Source organism: Bradyrhizobium sp. AUGA SZCCT0105, from assembly GCF_018129565.1.
GTDB lineage: Bacteria > Pseudomonadota > Alphaproteobacteria > Rhizobiales > Xanthobacteraceae > Bradyrhizobium.
Genome location: NZ_JAFCMK010000002.1, coordinates 249,290 through 267,612, shown reverse-complemented (window position 1 = coordinate 267,612; position 18,323 = coordinate 249,290). Strand labels below are relative to the sequence as shown.

Annotated in this window: 21 protein-coding genes; 13 read left to right on the top strand and 8 right to left on the bottom strand. The window is 65.2% G+C overall.

The genetic code is table 11. The features are described 5' to 3' along the window. Window positions 1-39 precede the first annotated feature (39 nt). On the top strand, window positions 40-1,176 hold the full coding sequence (locus JQ573_RS10290) for an MFS transporter (RefSeq protein WP_212310731.1): 1,137 nt from the start codon (window positions 40-42) through the stop codon (window positions 1,174-1,176). A 1-nt stretch (window position 1,177) separates the two neighbouring features. Here JQ573_RS10290 and JQ573_RS10285 read toward each other — a convergent pair whose 3' ends face one another. The 3 genes from JQ573_RS10285 to yidD all read right to left on the bottom strand — a co-directional run bounded on the left by JQ573_RS10285 (window position 1,178) and on the right by yidD (window position 2,247). Continuing rightward, on the bottom strand, window positions 1,178-1,504 hold the full coding sequence (locus JQ573_RS10285) for a GrlR family regulatory protein (protein ID WP_212309833.1): 327 nt from the start codon (window positions 1,502-1,504) through the stop codon (window positions 1,178-1,180). A 162-nt stretch (window positions 1,505-1,666) separates the two neighbouring features. Continuing rightward, a complete protein-coding gene (locus JQ573_RS10280; protein ID WP_212309832.1) occupies window positions 1,667-1,834 on the bottom strand; it encodes a hypothetical protein in 168 nt (55 codons plus the stop codon). 101 nt (window positions 1,835-1,935) lie between these two features. Further along, a complete protein-coding gene (yidD, locus tag JQ573_RS10275) occupies window positions 1,936-2,247 on the bottom strand; it encodes a membrane protein insertion efficiency factor YidD (protein WP_207830661.1) in 312 nt (103 codons plus the stop codon). 282 nt (window positions 2,248-2,529) lie between these two features. On the opposite strand from yidD, the gene JQ573_RS10270 reads away from it, so the two are divergent. After that, entirely contained in the window at window positions 2,530-3,447 is a 918-nt protein-coding gene (locus JQ573_RS10270; RefSeq protein WP_212309831.1) for a hypothetical protein, read from the top strand. Window positions 3,448-3,484: 37 nt separating this feature from the next. Here JQ573_RS10270 and JQ573_RS10265 read toward each other — a convergent pair whose 3' ends face one another. Further along, a complete protein-coding gene (locus JQ573_RS10265) occupies window positions 3,485-3,931 on the bottom strand; it encodes an iron-sulfur cluster assembly scaffold protein (protein ID WP_029080129.1) in 447 nt (148 codons plus the stop codon). Window positions 3,932-4,171: 240 nt separating this feature from the next. Between JQ573_RS10265 and folE the strand changes: the two genes are divergently transcribed. The 10 genes from folE to JQ573_RS10215 all read left to right on the top strand — a co-directional run bounded on the left by folE (window position 4,172) and on the right by JQ573_RS10215 (window position 13,135). After that, the gene (gene folE, locus JQ573_RS10260) at window positions 4,172-4,852 is read left to right on the top strand and encodes a GTP cyclohydrolase I FolE (protein ID WP_212309830.1); all 681 of its coding nucleotides are present in this window, start codon (window positions 4,172-4,174) and stop codon (window positions 4,850-4,852) included. 28 nt (window positions 4,853-4,880) lie between these two features. Then, window positions 4,881-5,309 carry a phosphoribosyl-AMP cyclohydrolase gene (gene hisI, locus JQ573_RS10255; protein ID WP_212309829.1) on the top strand — a complete coding sequence of 143 codons (429 nt, stop codon included), beginning with the start codon at window positions 4,881-4,883 and terminating at the stop codon, window positions 5,307-5,309. A gap of 250 nt (window positions 5,310-5,559) precedes the next feature. Next, window positions 5,560-6,171: a c-type cytochrome gene (locus JQ573_RS10250; protein WP_212310730.1), complete on the top strand. Its 612-nt coding sequence runs from the start codon at window positions 5,560-5,562 to the stop codon at window positions 6,169-6,171. 13 nt (window positions 6,172-6,184) lie between these two features. Next, the gene (locus JQ573_RS10245; RefSeq protein ID WP_409334665.1) at window positions 6,185-7,435 is read left to right on the top strand and encodes a c-type cytochrome; all 1,251 of its coding nucleotides are present in this window, start codon (window positions 6,185-6,187) and stop codon (window positions 7,433-7,435) included. Window positions 7,436-7,548: 113 nt separating this feature from the next. Beyond that, a complete protein-coding gene (locus JQ573_RS10240; RefSeq protein WP_212309828.1) occupies window positions 7,549-7,728 on the top strand; it encodes a hypothetical protein in 180 nt (59 codons plus the stop codon). Further along, on the top strand, window positions 7,728-8,291 hold the full coding sequence (locus JQ573_RS10235; protein WP_212309827.1) for a cytochrome C oxidase subunit II: 564 nt from the start codon (window positions 7,728-7,730) through the stop codon (window positions 8,289-8,291). Before JQ573_RS10240 ends, JQ573_RS10235 begins: the two co-directional genes overlap by 1 nt. After that, window positions 8,281-9,906 carry a b(o/a)3-type cytochrome-c oxidase subunit 1 gene (locus JQ573_RS10230; RefSeq protein WP_212309826.1) on the top strand — a complete coding sequence of 542 codons (1,626 nt, stop codon included), beginning with the start codon at window positions 8,281-8,283 and terminating at the stop codon, window positions 9,904-9,906. The genes JQ573_RS10235 and JQ573_RS10230 overlap by 11 nt, the downstream gene beginning before the upstream one ends. Then, on the top strand, window positions 9,903-10,694 hold the full coding sequence (locus tag JQ573_RS10225; RefSeq protein ID WP_212309825.1) for a c-type cytochrome: 792 nt from the start codon (window positions 9,903-9,905) through the stop codon (window positions 10,692-10,694). Before JQ573_RS10230 ends, JQ573_RS10225 begins: the two co-directional genes overlap by 4 nt. 91 nt (window positions 10,695-10,785) lie before the next feature. Further along, entirely contained in the window at window positions 10,786-11,790 is a 1,005-nt protein-coding gene (locus tag JQ573_RS10220) for a transglycosylase SLT domain-containing protein (protein ID WP_212309824.1), read from the top strand. A 163-nt stretch (window positions 11,791-11,953) separates the two neighbouring features. Beyond that, window positions 11,954-13,135 carry a DUF2336 domain-containing protein gene (locus JQ573_RS10215; RefSeq protein WP_212309823.1) on the top strand — a complete coding sequence of 394 codons (1,182 nt, stop codon included), beginning with the start codon at window positions 11,954-11,956 and terminating at the stop codon, window positions 13,133-13,135. Between the two features lie 59 nt (window positions 13,136-13,194). On the opposite strand, the gene JQ573_RS10210 is transcribed toward JQ573_RS10215, so the two are convergent. From JQ573_RS10210 to JQ573_RS10200, 3 genes are all read right to left on the bottom strand, one after another. After that, window positions 13,195-13,773, bottom strand: a complete 579-nt coding sequence (locus JQ573_RS10210; RefSeq protein WP_212309822.1) for an Hpt domain-containing protein — start codon at window positions 13,771-13,773, stop codon at window positions 13,195-13,197. A gap of 9 nt (window positions 13,774-13,782) precedes the next feature. Then, window positions 13,783-14,328 (bottom strand): response regulator, encoded by a 546-nt coding sequence (locus tag JQ573_RS10205; RefSeq protein ID WP_194460645.1) that lies wholly within the window; start codon window positions 14,326-14,328, stop codon window positions 13,783-13,785. Window positions 14,329-14,436: 108 nt separating this feature from the next. Further along, window positions 14,437-15,216, bottom strand: coding sequence for an NAD kinase (locus JQ573_RS10200; protein ID WP_092115127.1), 780 nt, complete (start codon window positions 15,214-15,216; stop codon window positions 14,437-14,439). 162 nt (window positions 15,217-15,378) lie between these two features. On the opposite strand from JQ573_RS10200, the gene JQ573_RS10195 reads away from it, so the two are divergent. Further along, window positions 15,379-16,962: a S10 family peptidase gene (locus tag JQ573_RS10195; RefSeq protein WP_212309821.1), complete on the top strand. Its 1,584-nt coding sequence runs from the start codon at window positions 15,379-15,381 to the stop codon at window positions 16,960-16,962. A gap of 410 nt (window positions 16,963-17,372) precedes the next feature. Here JQ573_RS10195 and JQ573_RS10190 read toward each other — a convergent pair whose 3' ends face one another. After that, the gene (locus tag JQ573_RS10190; protein ID WP_212309820.1) at window positions 17,373-18,254 is read right to left on the bottom strand and encodes a LysR substrate-binding domain-containing protein; all 882 of its coding nucleotides are present in this window, start codon (window positions 18,252-18,254) and stop codon (window positions 17,373-17,375) included. Between the last annotated feature and the right edge of the window lie 69 nt (window positions 18,255-18,323).

Genomic DNA, 18,323 nt, shown 5'->3' with positions numbered 1-18,323 from the left:
TATCAACGCGGCGTGAAACGCTTCGCTCCCACCGCATTGATGCTCGGCAATATCGTCACCGGCTGCTCGGTGCTGGCGCCGGCCGGCATGCTGTCGGAGCTGTCCAACGGGCTCGGCGTCACGATCCACGCCGCCGGTCTCCTGATCACCTTCGGCGCGATCGTGCTGTGCGTGGGCTCGCCGGTGACGGCGTGGCTGACCAGCCGGTTCGAACGGCGGGCGCTGCTGACGGCGACGCTCCTGGTGCTGACGCTGACCAACGCGGCATCGGCCTTCGCGCCGGATTACGACAGTCTCTTGATCATCCGCCTGGTCATGCTCGCGGTCGGTGTCCTCTACACGCCACAGGCGGCAGGCACCGCGGCGCTGATCGTGCCGGTGGAGAAGCGCGGCAGCACGATCGCCTATATCTTCCTCGGCTGGTCGCTCGCCGCTGCAATCGGGCTGCCGTTGATCACCTTCATCGCAAGCCGTTACGGTTTTCGCGTGACCTATGGCGCGATCGCGCTGACCGGGCTCGTGAGCTGCCTGCTGCTGTGGTGGCGGTTGCCCGGCGGGTTGCATGGCGCGCCGGTCGACCTGAGGACCTGGGCCGATCTCGGCCGCAATCCGACCGTCATCCTGCTGCTCTCGATCACGACGTTGCAGATGTCCGGCCAGTTCGTGGTGTTCACCTTCATGGGGCCGCTGCTCGGCAAATTGACCGGCGCCAACGCGGACGCCGTCGGCATCGTGTTCGCGCTCTACGGCATCTTCGGGTTCGTCGGCATTGCGATCGCGACTCGCATCGTGGATTCCTGGGGGGCCTGGAAGACGTCGGTGCTGTTCACGGTGCTGCTGCTCGTAGGCGTTGCCGGCTGGGCGCTGAGCGCCGGTGCCTACGCATTGATGGCCGCCTCGGTTGCGGTGTGGGGCCTCGGCTTTGCGTCGACCAATTCGATGCAGCAGGTTCGTCTGGTCGGTGCGGCGCCGACGCTCGCGTCGGCGTCGGTCTCGCTCAACACCTCGGTGCTGTATATCGGCCAGGCCATCGGCTCAGCGGTCGGCGGATTGCTGTTCGCGCGCGAATGGCTCTACAGCGCTGGCTATGTGGCCACGGCCTTCGTCGCGGCGGCCCTTGCGGTCGTGGTCATGACGCGGCCGCGGCCGGCCGCGCGCGCTGCCGCCGCTGAGTGAGTTAATCGGCGATCCGGGTCAGGAACGCCTTGAAGCTCACGCCCGGCAGTTGCAGGGCCTCGCCCTCGAAGTCGACCATGTCGCCGTTCGCGGTGCCCTTCAGCATCAACGTGATTATGTCGGTCCCGAACAGCGGCCGGAAGGCGGGATCGGGATTGTGCCGCTGGGTCGAGACCTTGACATGAATGCCGTCACCGCGGTCGGTGTAGTTGCCGACGAAGGCAAAGGCCGAGTTGCCGCCGCGCAGCTTGCCGCCCGTCGCGTAGAGCACACCGGTGCCGGTGCCGTGAACGGTATGAAATTCGAGCTTGTACAAGCCTTCCTGCAATGCCCACCCCCGAGAAAAATATCTGTCCCAATGGTTGAAGCCTATGGTGCATGCGGGATGCAGACAATGCCGCGCGGCGCAGATCGCTCGGTGGTCAACACCACATGGGGTGAGGTCAGCGCCTGGTCCGGGGCTCGGCGCTGTGGCTGCTCGCTCTGCGCGTCACCACTTCACGCTCTGGCTGGGCACGATGAATGCCGTCGTGCTCGGCTTGTTCGGATTGTGGGTGAAGTAGCCGTAGGCGGCAACGATCACGAGGAGCAGGGCAAGCACGGCCAGCAAATCGATCTGCCGGGGATCGTGCCCATTGTGGCTGAGTTTCCAGCGCATTGTTGTTTCCTCCCCAAGGGGACGATGAAACAATGCGCCAAATATCGCCACAGTTCCGCCGGAACAGCTATGCGCGTGGCGTTTGGGAGCGCCGCAACAGATCAAGCGTCGTTGACGCCGCGCCAGCGGCCGTAGCGCCAGGGCAGATACCAGTGTGCCCCCGGCGGCCTCGTCTGCGGGACATTATCGATGCCGGAGGTTCCCCAGGGCTGGCAGCGCAGCAATCTTGCCAGCGTCATCCACCCGCCGGCCCAGAGTCCGAAGCGCTCGATCGCTTCATCGCCATAGACCGAGCAGGTCGGCAGATGCCGGCAGTTGTAGCCGACCAGCGGCGACAGCGTGTGCCGGTAGATCCAGATCAAGGCGCGGCCAAGGTTGCGCGGCATGCGGCGCATGGTGGTGGCACAGTCCATGCATCGCGGATGGTGTGTCGTTGAATGATCGGTCGGTGACATACGCAAGTATGTACGTAATCTTGCGGGGGTTCCAAGCTAAGGAACTGTTCAATTGCAGATATTTACGCCACAGTTGGCCACTATTGCACAGCACCGGTCGCGCTGCAGCAAGGGCTCTATGGACGGTCCAAGGCAGCAACGCTACCGTTCCCATTACGCGCCGATGACAGATTCGTGGCGCATTGCCATGGGGCCATTGCCACCGCTCGCATCACCAAGGGCTTGGGGGAAGGAACCAAATTGAGGCTCGCGAACTCGCTTTCATTGCGCAGTTGGGTGCTCACCGGCGCCGTTGCCCTTTGCTTCGCGGTTTCCGGCACCGCCGCATGGGCGGGTAACTCCACGCAGACCAGCTCGACCCTCGAAGAACGCAAGCTGCCGATGAAGTTCAGCTGGATCGCCTGCCAGCCGAATTGCCGCGGCTGGGTGTCGGCGGTCGGCATCATCACGGCCGATAGCCCCAAGGAATTCGACGAGTTCGCGCGCAGCCGCCAGCTTGGCGGCGCTACCATCGTGCTCGACTCCAGCGGCGGCTCGGTCAACGACGCGATCGCGCTCGGCCGCCGCTTCCGCGGTCTCGGCGCTCTGACCACGGTCGGCACCAGCGTTGTCAATGCGGCCGCGCAAGGCGACCGCGCCAGCGTGCTGCCGGATGCCTATTGCGAGTCGATGTGCGTGTTCCTGCTGTTGTCGGGCAAGACGCGCTATGTTCCACCGGCCGCGCACATCCGGGTGCATCAAATCTGGATGGGCGATCGCGCCGATGACGCCAAGGCCGCCAGCTACACCGCGCAGGACCTGATGATCGTCGAGCGCGATATCGGCCGTCTTGCCAAATACACCTTCGAGATGGGTGGTGCGGGTGAGCTGTTGTCGCTCGCACTCAGCGTGCCGCCGTGGGAAGATTTGCACGAATTGTCGGCGACTGAATTGCGGCTGACCAATCTCGTCACCACGGATGCAGTCGCCGACGTGCTGCCGCATCAGGACAACGCAATCCCGGTCGCCGATGCGAAGCCGAAGAACGCCGATCGCTTCGCGAGCAGCGCGATGGAAGGCGAGGCGCTGCCACAGGCCGCGAAGGCGACCAAGACCGCCGAGGCCGTGGTGCCGACCGGCGGCACCGCAGCGCCGGCGCCGGTCCAGCCTTCGCAGTAGTCTAGGTTGGCAGTAAGGTTGAGGCTGGCGGTCGGGCTTACGCCGGCTGCTTTGCCTTGGCCTCGATCTGGCCGATCGCATCGACCACGGCATCAAAAGTCAGCAGGGTGGAAGCGTGGCGGGCCTTGTAGTCGCGCACCGGCTCGAGCAGCGCGATGTCGGCCCATTTGCCGCCCTGCGGAGGCTGGCCGTTCTCCTTCAGCATCTTGCGGACGGTCTCGCGCAATTCGCGCAGCTCATCCGCGGTCGACCCGACCACATGGCTTGCCATGATCGAAGAGGAAGCCTGGCCGAGTGCGCAGGCCTTCACGTCATGGGCGAAGTCCGTCACGACGGGGCCGTCCATCTTGAGGTCGACCTTGACGGTCGAACCGCACAATTTCGAATGAGCGGTGGCACTGGCGTCCGGTTCGGCCAGCCGTCCGAGGCGCGGAATATTGCCGGCCAACTCAATGATCCGCTTGTTATAAATGTCGTTCAGCATGGGGGTAGATGCCTGGTTCCGGCTGCGCCGGGCGCTCTTGGCGGCTGGGTCTCACCGTCCTATATATGAACCGCATCGTCCGAAACATAGCCCGGCTATGCTTCCACCGCGGGCCACTTGCGCCGCGGCGGTGCTACAAAGATGGGACTCAGGCGCCCGGCGGTTCGACGATCCGCCCCGTCTGCCCGGTGACACATCCGGTCCAAGGGCAAATGCCAGGGCCGGTCGAACGGAGAAGACATGGACGCCTTGATCAAACCGATTCGCCCCAACAAGCCGGCCGACGCGAAGGCCAGCGAGCTCGACCCTGCAGAATTCATGGCGGCGGCCGTCCGTGCCGATCAGCCGCGCCCGTCGCGGGCGGAGGCCGAGGACGCCGTGAAGACGCTGCTCGCCTATATCGGCGAGAACACCGGCCGCGAGGGCCTGCTCGACACGCCGCGCCGCGTCGTCGAGGCCTATGACGAGCTCTATCAGGGCTATCATCAGTGCCCCGCCGAGGTGCTGAACCGCACCTTCGGCGAGACCGCCGGCTACGACGATTTCGTCCTGGTCCGCGATATCGAATTCACCTCGCAGTGCGAGCATCACATGATGCCGTTCTACGGCAGGGCGCATATCGCCTACACGCCGGTGGAGCGCGTCGTGGGTCTCTCCAAGCTGGCGCGGCTGACCGACATCTTCGCCCGCCGCCTGCAGACCCAGGAGCATCTCACCGCGCAGGTCGCGGCCGCGATCGACGAGGTGCTGAAGCCCCGTGGCGTTGCCGTGCTGATCGAGGCGGAGCATACCTGCATGTCGGTGCGCGGCGTCGCCAAGCATGGTGCATCGACCTTCACCAGCCGCTTCACCGGCATGTTCCGCGACAATCCGGCGGAGCAGCAGCGTTTCCTGTCCCTGGTGCGAGGACCGAGCCGGTAACCTCGCGTTTTCTCGAGCGAGGTTTTCCGTGTCCGCATCGACCCACGATCACGACCGCGAAGAAGGGCTGGCCTTCCAGCCCAAATTCGACGCGACAGGTCTTGTGACCTGCGTCGCGACCGATGCCGCGACCGGCGACGTGCTGATGGTCGCGCACATGAACGACGAAGCCCTGCGCAAGACCATCGCGACCGGCGAAGGCTGGTACTTCAGCCGCTCGCGCAATGCGCTGTGGCGCAAGGGCGAGAGCTCGGGCCAGACCCAGCGCGTGATCGAGATCCGGATGGATTGCGATCAGGACGCGGTGTGGATCAAGGTTGAGCAGATCGGCGCGGCCTGCCACACCGGACGGCGCTCCTGCTTCTATCGCGCCGTGAAGGGCGAGGGTGGCAATGTCAGCCTGGCCTTCGTCGACGCCGAGCGGCTGTTCGATCCGGCGCAGGTCTATCGCAAATAGCGCATGGATATGAATCAATTGCGACGCGTCGAGCTGAATCAAATTCGTTGCGTCGCATTCAAGCCGCGGCGCGTCGAAGCATTGAGCTCCGTTGCTCGCCCTCTCGCGATGTGCCTATAATTCCCCATCGTCGTCGCGCTGGGGGTGAACTGTGGCGCATCGTCTGATACCGCTGCTTGCGCTTCTTGCCTGGGCTGGGTTGCCGATCGGTGCGGCGCAATCGCAGACAACCGAGCGCGCACCCGACACCATGGCCGCCCGCGTTCTTGCCTGCGCGCCCTGTCACGGCGCCGAAGGCGAGGGCACCAGCGACGTTTATTTCCCGCGCCTTGCCGGCAAGCCGGCCGGCTACCTCTATAACCAGCTGATCGCGTTCAGGGATGGACGGCGGAAATATCCGCCGATGAACTATCTGCTGGAGTTCCAGACCGACGATTATCTGAAGAAGATCGCCGAGTATTTCGCTTCGCTCAGGCCGGCATTTCCGCCGCCGGTCCCGCCGGTCGATAGCAAGGAGATCCTGGCGCGCGGCGAAGCGATCGTGAAGAACGGCGACCCGCAGCACGGCATTCCGCCCTGTTCTGCCTGTCATGGTCCGGCATTGGGCGGCATGGAGCCCGGCATTCCGGGCCTGCTCGGCTTGCGCGCGGCCTATATCAGTGGCCAGCTCGGCGGCTGGCGCTACGGCACGCGGACCGCGCTCGCCCCCGATTGTATGCAGATCGTCGCGAGCCTGCTGACGGAGGACGACGTGAAGGCCGTGGCTGCCTATTTGTCGTCGCGTCCGGCGCCGGCAGATCCGTCCTTCGCGCCGCGAGGCAGCCTTCCGATGCCGCTGGAATGCGGCAGCGAACCGCACTGAAGGGATCGTGCCGATGTCGCGAACCTCCACTGGACTGCTGGTCGGACTGATGCTGGCATTCGCGCCCGTCGCCGCACGCGCGCAGCAGAAGGCGGCCGATCCGGCCGTCATCGCCAAGGGCGAGTATCTTGCGCGCGCCGGCGATTGCATCGCCTGCCACACGGCGCGCGAAGGCAAGACCTTCGCCGGCGGCCTTCCGATGAAGACGCCGTTCGGCACGCTTTACACCTCGAACATCACGCCCGACCCGCAAACCGGGATCGGCACGTGGACGTCGGATCAGTTCTACCAGATGATGCATAATGGCCGCTTTCCCGATGGCGGGCTGGTCTATCCGGCGATGCCGTTCGCGTCCTACACCCAGGTGACGCGCGAGGACAGCGATGCGATCTACGCCTATTTGCGCACCGTGGCGCCGGTCAGGCAGCTCAACAAGCCGCATGACCTGACATTCCCGTTCAACAACCGCTCGCTGATCCTCGGCTGGCGCACGCTGTTCTTCAGGGAAGGCGAGTTCAAGCCGGATCCGGGCAAGTCCGCCGAGTGGAACCGGGGCGCATATCTCGTCGAAGGGCTCGGCCATTGCGGCATGTGCCATACCCCGATCAACGCGCTCGGCGGCAGTTCGCAATCGCAGGCCTTCGAGGGCGGCCTGATCCCGATGCAGAACTGGTACGCGCCCTCCTTGACCTCGAACAAGGAGACGGGCCTCGGCGACTGGACGATCGAGGAGATCGTCGACTATCTGCGCAAGGGCGTCTCCGCCAAGGGCGCCGTGTACGGGCCGATGGCCGAGGTCGTCTACAACAGCCTGCAATATCTCAATGACGACGACGTGCACGCGATGGCGATCTATCTGAAGAGCCTTGCGCAGCGCGGTTCGCCTGAGAAGCCGTCGACGCCGCTGCCGTCGGCCGAGAGCAGCCTGCTGCTCTCCTTCGGCAAGCCGATCTATGACCGTGAATGCGCGAGCTGCCATGGCGCGACCGGGCAGGGCATGCCGCCGGACTATCCGCCGCTCGCCGGCAACCAGTCAATCCAGATGGTTTCCGCCGTCAACCCCATCCGCATGGTGCTCAATGGCGGCTATCCGCCGGGCACATCAGGCAATCCGATGCCGCACGGCATGCCGCCATTCGCGCAGAAGCTGTCGGACGACGAGGTTGCGGCGGTCGTGACCTACATTCGAACGGCGTGGGGCAACCGCGGCGAACCGGTGTCGGCGCGGCAGGCCAACGAATTGCGTGCAGCAACGCTGAACTAAAGCATGATCCGGAAAAGTGCGACGCGGTCTTCCGAAAAGATCATGCTCAAACAAGGAGCCAGGGCGTGATGACGATTCAACCTGATCCCATCGCGCTCTAGGGGAAAGCGATCATGATCAACTCATCTTCGCCGCAACCGCCTGCATCCGTCTCGGAAGACGAGGCCGTCGAGACCATCGTTCGCGCGGGCCCGAGCGGCGCGGTCGCGGTCGCAGGCGTTGCGACGGCCATCGTGGTTGGCTTGTGGTTTGCGTTCTATCTGCTCGTCTTCCTGCCGCGGAGCGCTCCCTGATGGCGACCGAGACGGACCATAGCCCCGGCGAGGCGGTTGCCGCACGGATCGAGCGGCGCTGGGCGACGCTGTCGATCGTCATCGTCGGCCTGCTGGTCGGCGTGGCGGCCTATATCGGCATTCATCAGGCGACGATGCCGCAGGGCCGGGTCGAAACCGCCGATCCCAAGGCGTTGCATCTGTCCGGCGAATTCATCGAGAGCAATCTCGGCAGCGAAATGGAGGCCGACGGCTCGGTCACCGTGCGCGCCATCGGCCAGCAATATTCCTTCACGCCGCAATGCGTTGTGGTGCCGGCGGAGACCCCTATCACCTTCCGCGCCACCAGCGCGGATGTCGTCCACGGATTCCTGATCGAGGGCACCAACATCAACACGATGCTGGTGCCGGGCTACGTCACGGCCCTGCCGGTACGCTTCAAGGCGCCGGGCGATCACGTGATGCCATGCCAGGAATTCTGCGGCATCGGCCACCAGGGCATGTGGGGCAAGGTCAAGGTGATCGACAAGGCCGCGTTCCGCGACATGGCCGCAGCGAAGCGGAGGCTGACCTGTGTTGACTAACAGACGGCTGATCGCGGCGCATTTCTGGCTCGCCTTCATCGTGTTCGGCGTCGCGCTGGTGCTCGGCGCCTGGCAGATGTTCGTGCGCAGCCCGTTGAACGCCTGGCACTTCAACCCGGAATTCTACTATCGCTCGGTCACCGCGCACGGCTCGGCGATGGGCTACGTATTCCCGACGCTGATCGCAATGGGCTTCGGCTACGCGATCACCGAAGCCTCGCTGGAGAAGGCGCTGGTTGGACGGCGCTGGGCCTGGGCCGGCTTCTTCCTGGTCGCCGTCGGCGCCGTTGTCGCGATGATCCCGGTGTCGCTCGGGCTCGCCTCGGTGCTCTACACCTTCTATCCGCCGATGGTCGGCAATCCCTTCTATTACATCGGCGTCGTCATGGTCGTGGTCGGCTCATGGATCTGGGTCGCGTTGATGGTGACCAATTTCGTGATCTGGAAGCGCGACAATCCGGGCAAGCCGGTGCCGCTTGCGATGTACGCCAATGTCGCGGGCTCGTTGCTCTGGGGCTGGACCGCGGTCGGTGCCGCGCTGGAAATCCTGTTCCAGATCCTGCCCGTCGCGCTCGGGCTCAAGTCCACGATCGATGCGGGGCTGGCGCGCGTTTTCTTCTCGTGGACCCTGCACGCCATCGTCTATTTCTGGCTGATCCCGACCTACATCGCCTACTACACGATCTTCCCGCGCGCGATCGGCGGCCGGCTCTTTAGCGACGCGATGGCGCGGATTTCGTTCATCCTGTTCGTCGTGGTGGCGATGCCGATCGGCGTGCACCATCTGTTTGCCGATCCGCAGGTCGGTGCCGGGTTCAAGTTCATGCACTCGGTGTTCACCGGCCTCGTCGCGCTGCCGACGCTGCTCACGGTGTTCACGATCTGCGCATCGGCGGAGATCGCGAGCCGCCTGCGCGGTGGCCGCGGCGCATTCGGCTGGGTCGGTGCTCTGCCGTGGTCCAATCCGATCATGCTGGCGACGGCGCTGTCGCTGGTCATGCTCGGTTTCGGCGGCGCCGGCGGCCTGATCAACATGAGCTATCAGCTCGATGCCGCCGTGCACAACACGCAGTGGATCACCGGCCATTTCCACCTGATCTTCGGTGGCGCCATCGTGATCATGTATTTTGCCATCGCCTATGATCTGTGGCCGCATCTGACCGGGCGGGCGCTGGACAGTTTCGGCATGATGCGCACGCAGCTCTGGCTGTGGTTCATCGGCATGATCGTGACCACCTTCCCGTGGCACTATGTCGGTATTCTCGGCATGCCGCGCCGCATGGCATATTATGACTATGCCAACCCGGCGATCTCGCCGCAGGCTTTCTCGGTTGTGATGTCGGTGATCGGTGGGTTCATCCTGCTGCTGTCGGGGCTGCTGTTCCTGCTTGTGCTGATCCGCGGCCAATTTGGCGCGCGGGGCGAGGCGGGTGCTTACCGTTTCGCGGTACCGCTGCACATGCCGGCGCGGATTCCGGTCGCGCTCAACTCGTTCGGTCTCTGGCTCGCATTGATGGTCGGTCTCACCGTGGTGAACTATGGCTTCCCGATTGTGCAGCTGATGGCGCTGAAGGAGACCAGCGTGCCTGCGGTCTATGTCGGAGCAGGCCGATGAGTGATCAGCCGCTGTTCTCCCCGCGCAATCCGTGGTTCGGCATCAGCGTCGGCGTCACGGCCGCCATTGCCGTGCTGTCGGCCATCGCTGGCCTGATCTGGTTGCCGCTGGCGCAACCCAACCTCAAGCTTGCAGGCGTCTGGGACGCGATCTGCAGCGCCGCCGGCGTGCCGCGTGCCGCCGTGCAGGAGGCCGGCGTCAAGCCGGATTTCAAGACCTCCAACGTTGTCATGACGTCGGAGATGCTGACCAAGGTCGATCAGGTCTCGATCGGGCGGGGCGCGACGCTGGCGCAGCGTTGCGCGATCTGCCACGGACCGCAGGGCGTCAGCGACGCCCATTCACCGAACCTTGCCGGGCAGTTTGCCGCGGTGACGTACAAGGAGCTCAACGACTTCAAGTCCGGCGCGCGGGTCAACGTGGTGATGAGCCCGTTCGCGGCAGCGATGAGCGACCAGGACATGAAGGACGTTGCGGCCTATTACGCCTATCTGCCGCGGGTGCCTTCGGACAATCTGGATACCGGGCGTGCCGCGCCGGCGGTCGTGGTGACGGGGGCCCCGATGCGCAACATCCCGCCTTGCGGCTCCTGCCACGGCGACATCGACAACAAGGCGGGAAGCCCCTGGCTCGGCGGCCAGTCGGCGGTCTACATCAAGGCGCAGCTCGAGGCCTTTGCGTCCGGGGCCCGCCGCAACGACATCAGCCAGCAGATGCGCAACATCGCCCGCCAGATGACCGCCGAGGAGATCGACCAGGTTGCGCACTACTACGAGGCCCAGCCCTGAGCCGGAAGTCTTAACGCGCCGTTAACCATAATTGCGGCAAGTTGAACGGACATGGGTGCCGATTGCCGGCGCCCGGCAAGGCACCCGATAGATGGCGGTCGACCTCTTCAATGCGACGGCTTCGGCAGGTGTCGATGCTTCGCGCCTGAAGGTCGCCGGTTCGATCAAGCAGGCGGCCGCGACCACCGGCACCAGCTTCGAATATTTGCTCACGACCGCGAAGATGGAATCCAATTTCAATCCGCGGGCGGGCGCCACGACCTCGTCGGCGCATGGGCTTTATCAATTCATCGACCAGACCTGGCTCGGCACCGTCAAGGAGGCCGGAAGCCAGCTCGGCTACGGCCAGTATGCCGACGCCATCACCAAGAACTCCGACGGCAGCTATTCGGTCAGCGATCCATCCGCGCGAAGCGCGGTCATGAAGCTGCGCGACGATCCCGATGCGGCGTCGTCGATGGCGGCGGTGCTGACGCAATCCAACAGCTTCAAGCTCACCGGCACGCTCGGCCGTCGTCCGACCGATGCCGAGCTCTATATGGCGCATTTCATGGGCGTCGGCGGCGCCGGCAAGCTGATCTCGAGCGCCGAGGACAGTCCGAGCGCCAATGCGGCTGCGATGTTTCCGAAGGCTGCGGCCGCCAACCAGTCGATCTTCTATGACAAGTCGGGCAGCGCGCGCAGCGTCAGCCAGGTCTATTCGGTGTTGACCACACGCTACGCCGCGGCTGCGAATTCAAGCGACACGCGCACGGCCTTTGCAGCGGCGGGCGGCGGCACCATGAGCCCCAATGCGATCGCAAGCGCTGCGCCGACACAGGCGCAGGCCATGGACACTGCGTCCTATCTCTCGACCTTCCCGAATGCCCGCGCGGCCTCATCAGCCGGTGCGACCTCGGCCGTCGCATCGGCGCAGCCGGCGCCGGCCTTCCGCTCGCTCTACCAGGGCGGCGACCGTTCGGAGCCGATCTCGCCGGCGGTGCAGGAACTGTGGGGCAATTCCGCATCGCTGACCACATCGGCGACGCCAAAGGTCCGCGCGCCCGGGCGGCTTGATCTGTTCAGCGACCCGAACGGCACCTACAGCAGCGGCTAGCGCCGTCTTGCTGCACGCGCGAAGCCCTGCGCCGTGGCCGTCTTAACGAAACGTCAATAATCCCAAACGTTTATGGTGAACCCTTTGTTAAGCGTCATGGTTTATTTTTCCTTGTAGTGGCGTCGTATGTCGATGCCGTCTCGTTGCGTAAGCCGGCAGGACCATGATCGTTCGGCAGTTCATTAGTTGGATTAGGACCGCACCAGCGGGCGAGCGGGCAGAGGCGACGCGGGCGTTGGCCCGGGCCTGGCTCATTTCGGATCTCACCGAGGACAACCGCATCGCGGCCGAAGGCGCGCTGCTGATGCTGCTCGACGACCCGTCGCCGCTGGTGCGACAGGCGATGGCCGAGGTGTTTGCATACAGCGCGGAGGCGCCGGCTACGATCGTGCAGGCGCTGTCGGCCGACCAGCCGGCGATCGCGCTGCCGGTGCTGGAGCATTCACCGCTCTTGATCGATGCCGACCTGGTCGACATCGTCGCGACCGGCTCCGACGAGATGCAGTGCGCGATCGCGCGCCGCGCCAATCTGCCGGCCTCGGTCGCCGCGGCGATCGCCGAGGTTGGCTCGGCGGCGGCTGCGCTCGAGCTGATCGAAAATCCATATGCCGGCCTCGCGCCATTCTCCTGGGACCGCATCGTCGAGCGCCACGGCCATCTCGCCGCCATCAGGGAATCGATGCTGCAGCTGGAAGATTTGCCGTCGGCGACGCGGCTCGCGCTGGTCGCAAAGCTCTCCGACACGCTGGCGCAGTTCGTCGTCGCGCGAAACTGGCTCGGCGCCGACCGCGCCGACCGCATCGCCGGCGAGGCGAAGGAGCGCTCCACGGTGAACATCGCCGCGCGTGCCTTCGGCGACGACATGCAGAATCTGATCACGCATCTGCGCGCCACTGGCCAGCTCACCGCCGGGCTGATCCTGCGCGCGCTGCTGTCGGGCAATCTCGACCTGTTCGGAGCCGCGCTCGCCGAACTGTCCGGACTGCCCTATGGCCGGGTTTCCGCGCTGTTGAACGACCGCGGCGGCAACGGCCTGCAGGCGCTGCTGCGGCGCGCCGGCCTGCCGGAATCCACCTACGCGGCGTTCCGCGTCGCGCTCGAAGCCAGCCACGAGGTCGGCTATGTCGACAGCGGCGACGGTGCGGCGCGGCTGCATCGCCGCATGGTCGAGCGTGTGCTGACCCATTGCGAGACCGATCATTCGGCCGCCGAGCCGCTGCTGATCCTGCTGCGCCGCTTTGCGACGGAATCGGCCCGCGAGGATGCGCGCATGTTCTGCGAGGAGCTCGCCGCGGAAGACGCGATCGCGGTGCTGCCTTACGACGACGATCTGATCGCGGCCTGAAGGCCGCGTTTCCCGAGATTGACGATAGTTGAAGCCGTGGCCGCCGCCGCGGCGCGCTGTTATTCGCCCGGCACAATGCTCGGCGCGAGGATGGCCTCGAGATGCTCGGGGCGGTCGCGGTTGGCGTGGGTCAGGAACTCGTCGGCGATGCCGCGGAGCTGCTTGCTCAGCACGCCGGCCACGACCGCGGTGTCGAGCTTGGTGCGGTTCCGTACGATCGCCTGAACGGCATTGATGTGGTGCGCGATCAGCTGTTGCGGCACCGCGGCGAGGTCAGGCGCGTGCTCGATGATGCGGCACAGGCTCTCGGCCGCCGCCGCCGCCGAGGGATAACCGAATGTCGCGGCATCGCCCTTGATGTCATGCGCGGCGCGGAACAGCTCCTCGCGCGTCCTGTCGTTAAAACCCTCGCGCTGCACCGTGTCGTGCGCGGCGGAGAGGCGGTCGGCCTCGATCGTCATCCATTCCTTGAATTCGCCCGACAGCCCGGCGAGCGCCTTTTCGGCGCGGCCGACCGGATCATCGAGATCGCTCTCGGGGACGCGCAGCAGCACCTTGCGCAGCGGGTTCGGCTGCGTGATGACATGGTGGGTGCCGAAGCTCTTGACCTCGATCGTCCCGGGTTTGTCTTTCGCCATGGCGATATCCTAAATGCTCGAGCGCGCCTTCTCGAGCAGCGACGGCTGTTGCAGGATTTCGACCTCGCCGCTGCCGCGGCGTTCGGGGCCGATATAGGTGTTGGTGGTGTTGCGGCGGCGGTCGGGGCCGAAATAGGTCTTGGTCTTGATGAACGGGCGCGGATTGGCGACCACGTTCATGATGCGCTGGTAGAGGCCCTTGGCCGAGATCGGCTTGGCCAGGAATTCGGTGACGCCGGCATCGCGCGCCACGGTGACGCGGCGCTTCTCGGAATGGCCGGTCAGCATGATGATCGGCGCGTAGGGATTGCCCTTGGATTCCGGCTGCCGGATCATCTGCGCGAGCTCGAGCCCGTCGAAGATCGGCATCGACCAGTCGGTGATGACGATGTCGGGCACGTAATGGGTGTACATCTCGAGCGCGGTCGCGCCGTCCTCGGCCTCATAGACCTCGCGCGCGCCGAACGAATGCAGCAGCGTCCGCAGGATGCGGCGCATGTGCGGATTGTCGTCGCAAATCAAAAATCGCAGCTTGTTGAAATCGATGCGATACATGGTCCGGTCCCGAACGGGCATACCGGGCCAATGCGGTATTACCCAGCGTTAACCATATCCCGCCCGGGGTTAATGATTGGTTGCCGGGCAGGGTGGGGCGGCGCGCCGTCAGTAGCCGAACTGCTCGCGCAGGATTCGCTCTTCGAGCGAGTGGCCGGGATCGAACAGCATCCGCATCGCGATCGTCTTGTCGGAGAGCACCTCGACGCGGCGGACGTCGCGGACCTCGTCATGGTCGGCGACCGCGGCAACCGGGCGCTTCTCGTCCTCGATCACCTCGATCACCACGAAGGCGGAGTTCGGCAGCAGCGCGCCGCGCCAGCGCCGCGGCCGGAACGCGCTGATCGGGGTCAGCGCCAGGAGCGCCGCGTTGATCGGCAGGATCGGCCCCTGGGCGGAGAGATTGTAGGCGGTCGATCCGGCCGGCGTCGCCACCAGGATGCCGTCGGCCATCAGCTCGGGCATCCGCTCATGCTCGTCGATCAGGATGCGCAGCTTGGCGACCTGGTAGGTCTGCCGGAACAGCGCGACCTCGTTGATGGCGTGGTGCAGATGCACCGCGCCGTGGATGTCGGTCGCGCGCATCAGCAGCGGATTGATCAGCGACTCCCGCGAAGCGGCCAACCGCGTGCGCAGATCGTGCGTCGAATATTCGTTCATCAGGAAGCCGACGGTGCCGCGGTGCATGCCGTAGATCGGCTTGCCGCTGCGCATGTTGGCGTGCAGCGTCTGCAGCATCAATCCGTCGCCACCGAGCGCAACCACGACGTCGGCATCGGCGGCCGAATGGTTGCCGTACATCGCGGCCAACTGCTCGAGCGCGGTCTGCGCTTCCGCGCTGGCGCTGGCGACGAAGGCGATCTTGTCATACCGCTTGGAGCTAGCCATCGCTCACGAACTCGTTTGGCACGGAACACGCCGCGCTCGTCTATACATCCCGGGCGGCCTTGTCGAGATGGTCCCGTGAGAGACCCGATGCCCGACGGGTGCCGCCAGACTAGCGCAGTTCGCTGGTGATATGCGTAAATGTCGGCCCAGGGAGTGAACGGCATGGCTAACAGTTTTGCGACACAGCTCACCGCGGCGTTGCTGGTGGCCTGCCTCGCAACCGCGGTGCGGGCCGACGACGAGACCCCGCAGCCGTCGCCGTCGCCGAGCGCGCAGGCCCCAAGCGGTCAGAACCCAAGCGGCCAGAAGGGACGGGCAGGGCGCGGCGAGACCGGCTCCGGCGCCAACGCCGCGGCCAACGCGCCTGCCGCCGAGCAACACCGCCTGCCGCCGGATTCCACGACCAAGCAATCGGTCGCGCTGCCCGGCCGCACGCTCGCCTTCAGCGCGACCGCGGGCTCGATCCGTGTGTTCGACGACAAGGGCGAGCCGCTCGCCGACATCGCCTACACCTCCTATCAGCTCGACGGTGCCGAGAAGGCGAGCCGCCCGGTGACGTTCCTGTTCAACGGCGGGCCGGGCTCCGCGTCCGCCTGGCTGCAATTCGGCAATGTTGGGCCGTGGCGACTGCCGTTCGACGGAGCGGTGGCCTCGGCCTCGCCGGAGCTGCAGCCGAATGCGGACACCTGGCTCGATTTCACCGATCTTGTCTTCATCGATCCGGTCGGCACCGGCTACAGCCGTTTCGTCACCACCTCGGAGGATGCGCGCAAGCGCTTCTTCACCGTCGATGGCGATGCCAATTCGGTTGCGCTGGTGATCCGCCGCTGGCTGGAGAAATACGACCGGCTGACCTCGCCGAAATACGTTGCCGGTGAAAGCTATGGCGGCATTCGCGGACCCAAGGTGGTGCGCAATCTGCAAATGCAGCAGGGTGTCGGCGTACGCGGCCTGATCCTGATCTCGCCGGTGCTCGATTTCCGCGACTATACCGGCTCCAGCCTCCTGCAATATGTCGCGAGCCTGCCGACCATGACGGCGGTCGCGCGGCAGGCGAAGGGGCCGGTGACGCGTGAGGATCTTGCCGACGTCGAGAGCTACGCGCGCGGCGATTTCCTGCTCGATCTCGTCAAAGGGCAGGCCGACACCGAGGCCACCGCGCGGCTCGCCGACAAGGTCGCGAGCCTGACCGGCATCGATCCGGCGGTGAGCCGCAGGCTCGCCGGCCGCTTCGACATCGGCGAATTCCGCCGCGAGTTCGATCGCAAGAACGGCAAGGTGACCGGCCGCTACGATGCCTCGATCGAAGGCTTCGATCCCTATCCGGACTCCAGCTCCTTCCGCTTCAACGATCCGTCCGGCGATCCGCTGATGGCGCCGCTGACCAGCGCCGCCGTCGACCTCACGACGCGCAGACTGAACTGGCGGCCGGACGGTTCGTATCATCTGCTCAGCGAAAGCGTGAGCAAGGGCTGGGAGTTCGGCCACGACATCAGCCCGCCGGAATCGGTGACGCAGCTGCGCCAGATGCTGGCGCTCGACCCCAAGCTGAAGCTCCTGATCGGTCACGGCCTGTTCGATCTCGCAACGCCGTACTTCGCCTCGAAGATCATCCTCGACCAGCTGCCGGCCTTCGCGGGTCCGGGCCGCACCAGGCTCGCGGTCTATCCCGGCGGCCACATGTTCTACTCCCGCGACGGCTCGCGCCAGGCATTCCGCAAGGAGGTCGAGGCGCTGGTGAAGTGAGGGCCGGCGTGGCGGCATGGGTTGCGCCGCTGGCGCCACGTATACCGCCGTCGTCCCTGCGAAAGCAGGGACCCATACGCCGCGGCGGATGCTGTAGGCGGGACTCGTCGTTCCAACGTCGCGCATCAATTTACATTGGTGGTTATGGGTCCCTGCTTTCGCAGGGACGACAGTGAGTTTGTTGCGCCGCCCGCTGCAAACATTCTCGTCGTCCTGGCGAAAGCCAGGACCCATAACCACCGAATTCGACTATGAACGAGATCGTGGCCCCAGCGTCGCGCAACAACTGCTATTTGGGGTTATGGGTCCCGGCTTTCGCCGGGACGACAGCGAATGTGTTGCTTGGCCAGTGAGTCATACATCCGCGTTCTCGAGACATGATCTTCCGAATTGCACCGGGTCAATTGGTCTCAGCCATAGGTCTCCACAATGAAGTCGATCAGGGCGCGGAGCTTCGGTGTCATCTTGCGGTGCTTCGGCCACAGGATCTGGCGCGCGCGGGCTTGCGTCGAGTAGTTCGGCAGCAGCACCTGCAGCCGGCCTGCGGCGATATCGTCGGCCAGCAGTTCGTCGCGCATCAGCACGATGCCAGCGCCGGCCAGCGCCGCATAGCGGATGCCGAACGCGCTGTTGATGAAGAAGCGGCTCGCGACATCGACATGCACTTCGCCCTCCGGTCCGACGAAGGTCCATCGCTGCCCGTCCGACCAGCCGGGATAGCGCAGGCATTCATGGTGGGTGAGATCTCCCGGATGCGTTGGTGTGCCGCGTTCGGCGAGATAGCTCGGCGCGGCGCACACCACTCCTGTGTAGGGCGACAGCGAGCGCGACATCATGGTGGAGTCGGTCAGCGTGCCGACGCGGATCGCGGCGTCGAGGCCTTCCTCGAGCAGATCGACCATCCCGTCGCTGAGCACGAGGTCGACCGAGACTTCCGGATATCTCTTCATGAAACGGACGAGCGCGGGCGCCAGGCTGTACGACCCGAAGGCGACCGAGGTCGCGACGCGGAGCTTGCCGCGCGGCGCGCTCAAGGCCTCCTCGACCAGCGCATCGCCGGCCTCGGCCTGTTCCAGCAACTGCTTGCAGTGATCGAGATAGCTGCGGCCGAGCTCGGTGAGACCCTGCCGCCGCGTCGACCGGTTGATCAATTGCGAGCCGAGCCGGTCCTCGAGAAAACGGATATGCTTGCCGATCATGGTCGGCGAGATCCGCAGCTCTTTGGCCGCCGCGGTGAAGGAGCCGAGATCGGCGACACGGGCGAACACGGCCATACTGGTCAGTCGGTCCATGGATTATAAACCAATGGTTATTTCATTGCGCATCATCGCGCCGCTTATGCGGCGTTGGAATTGGATTTA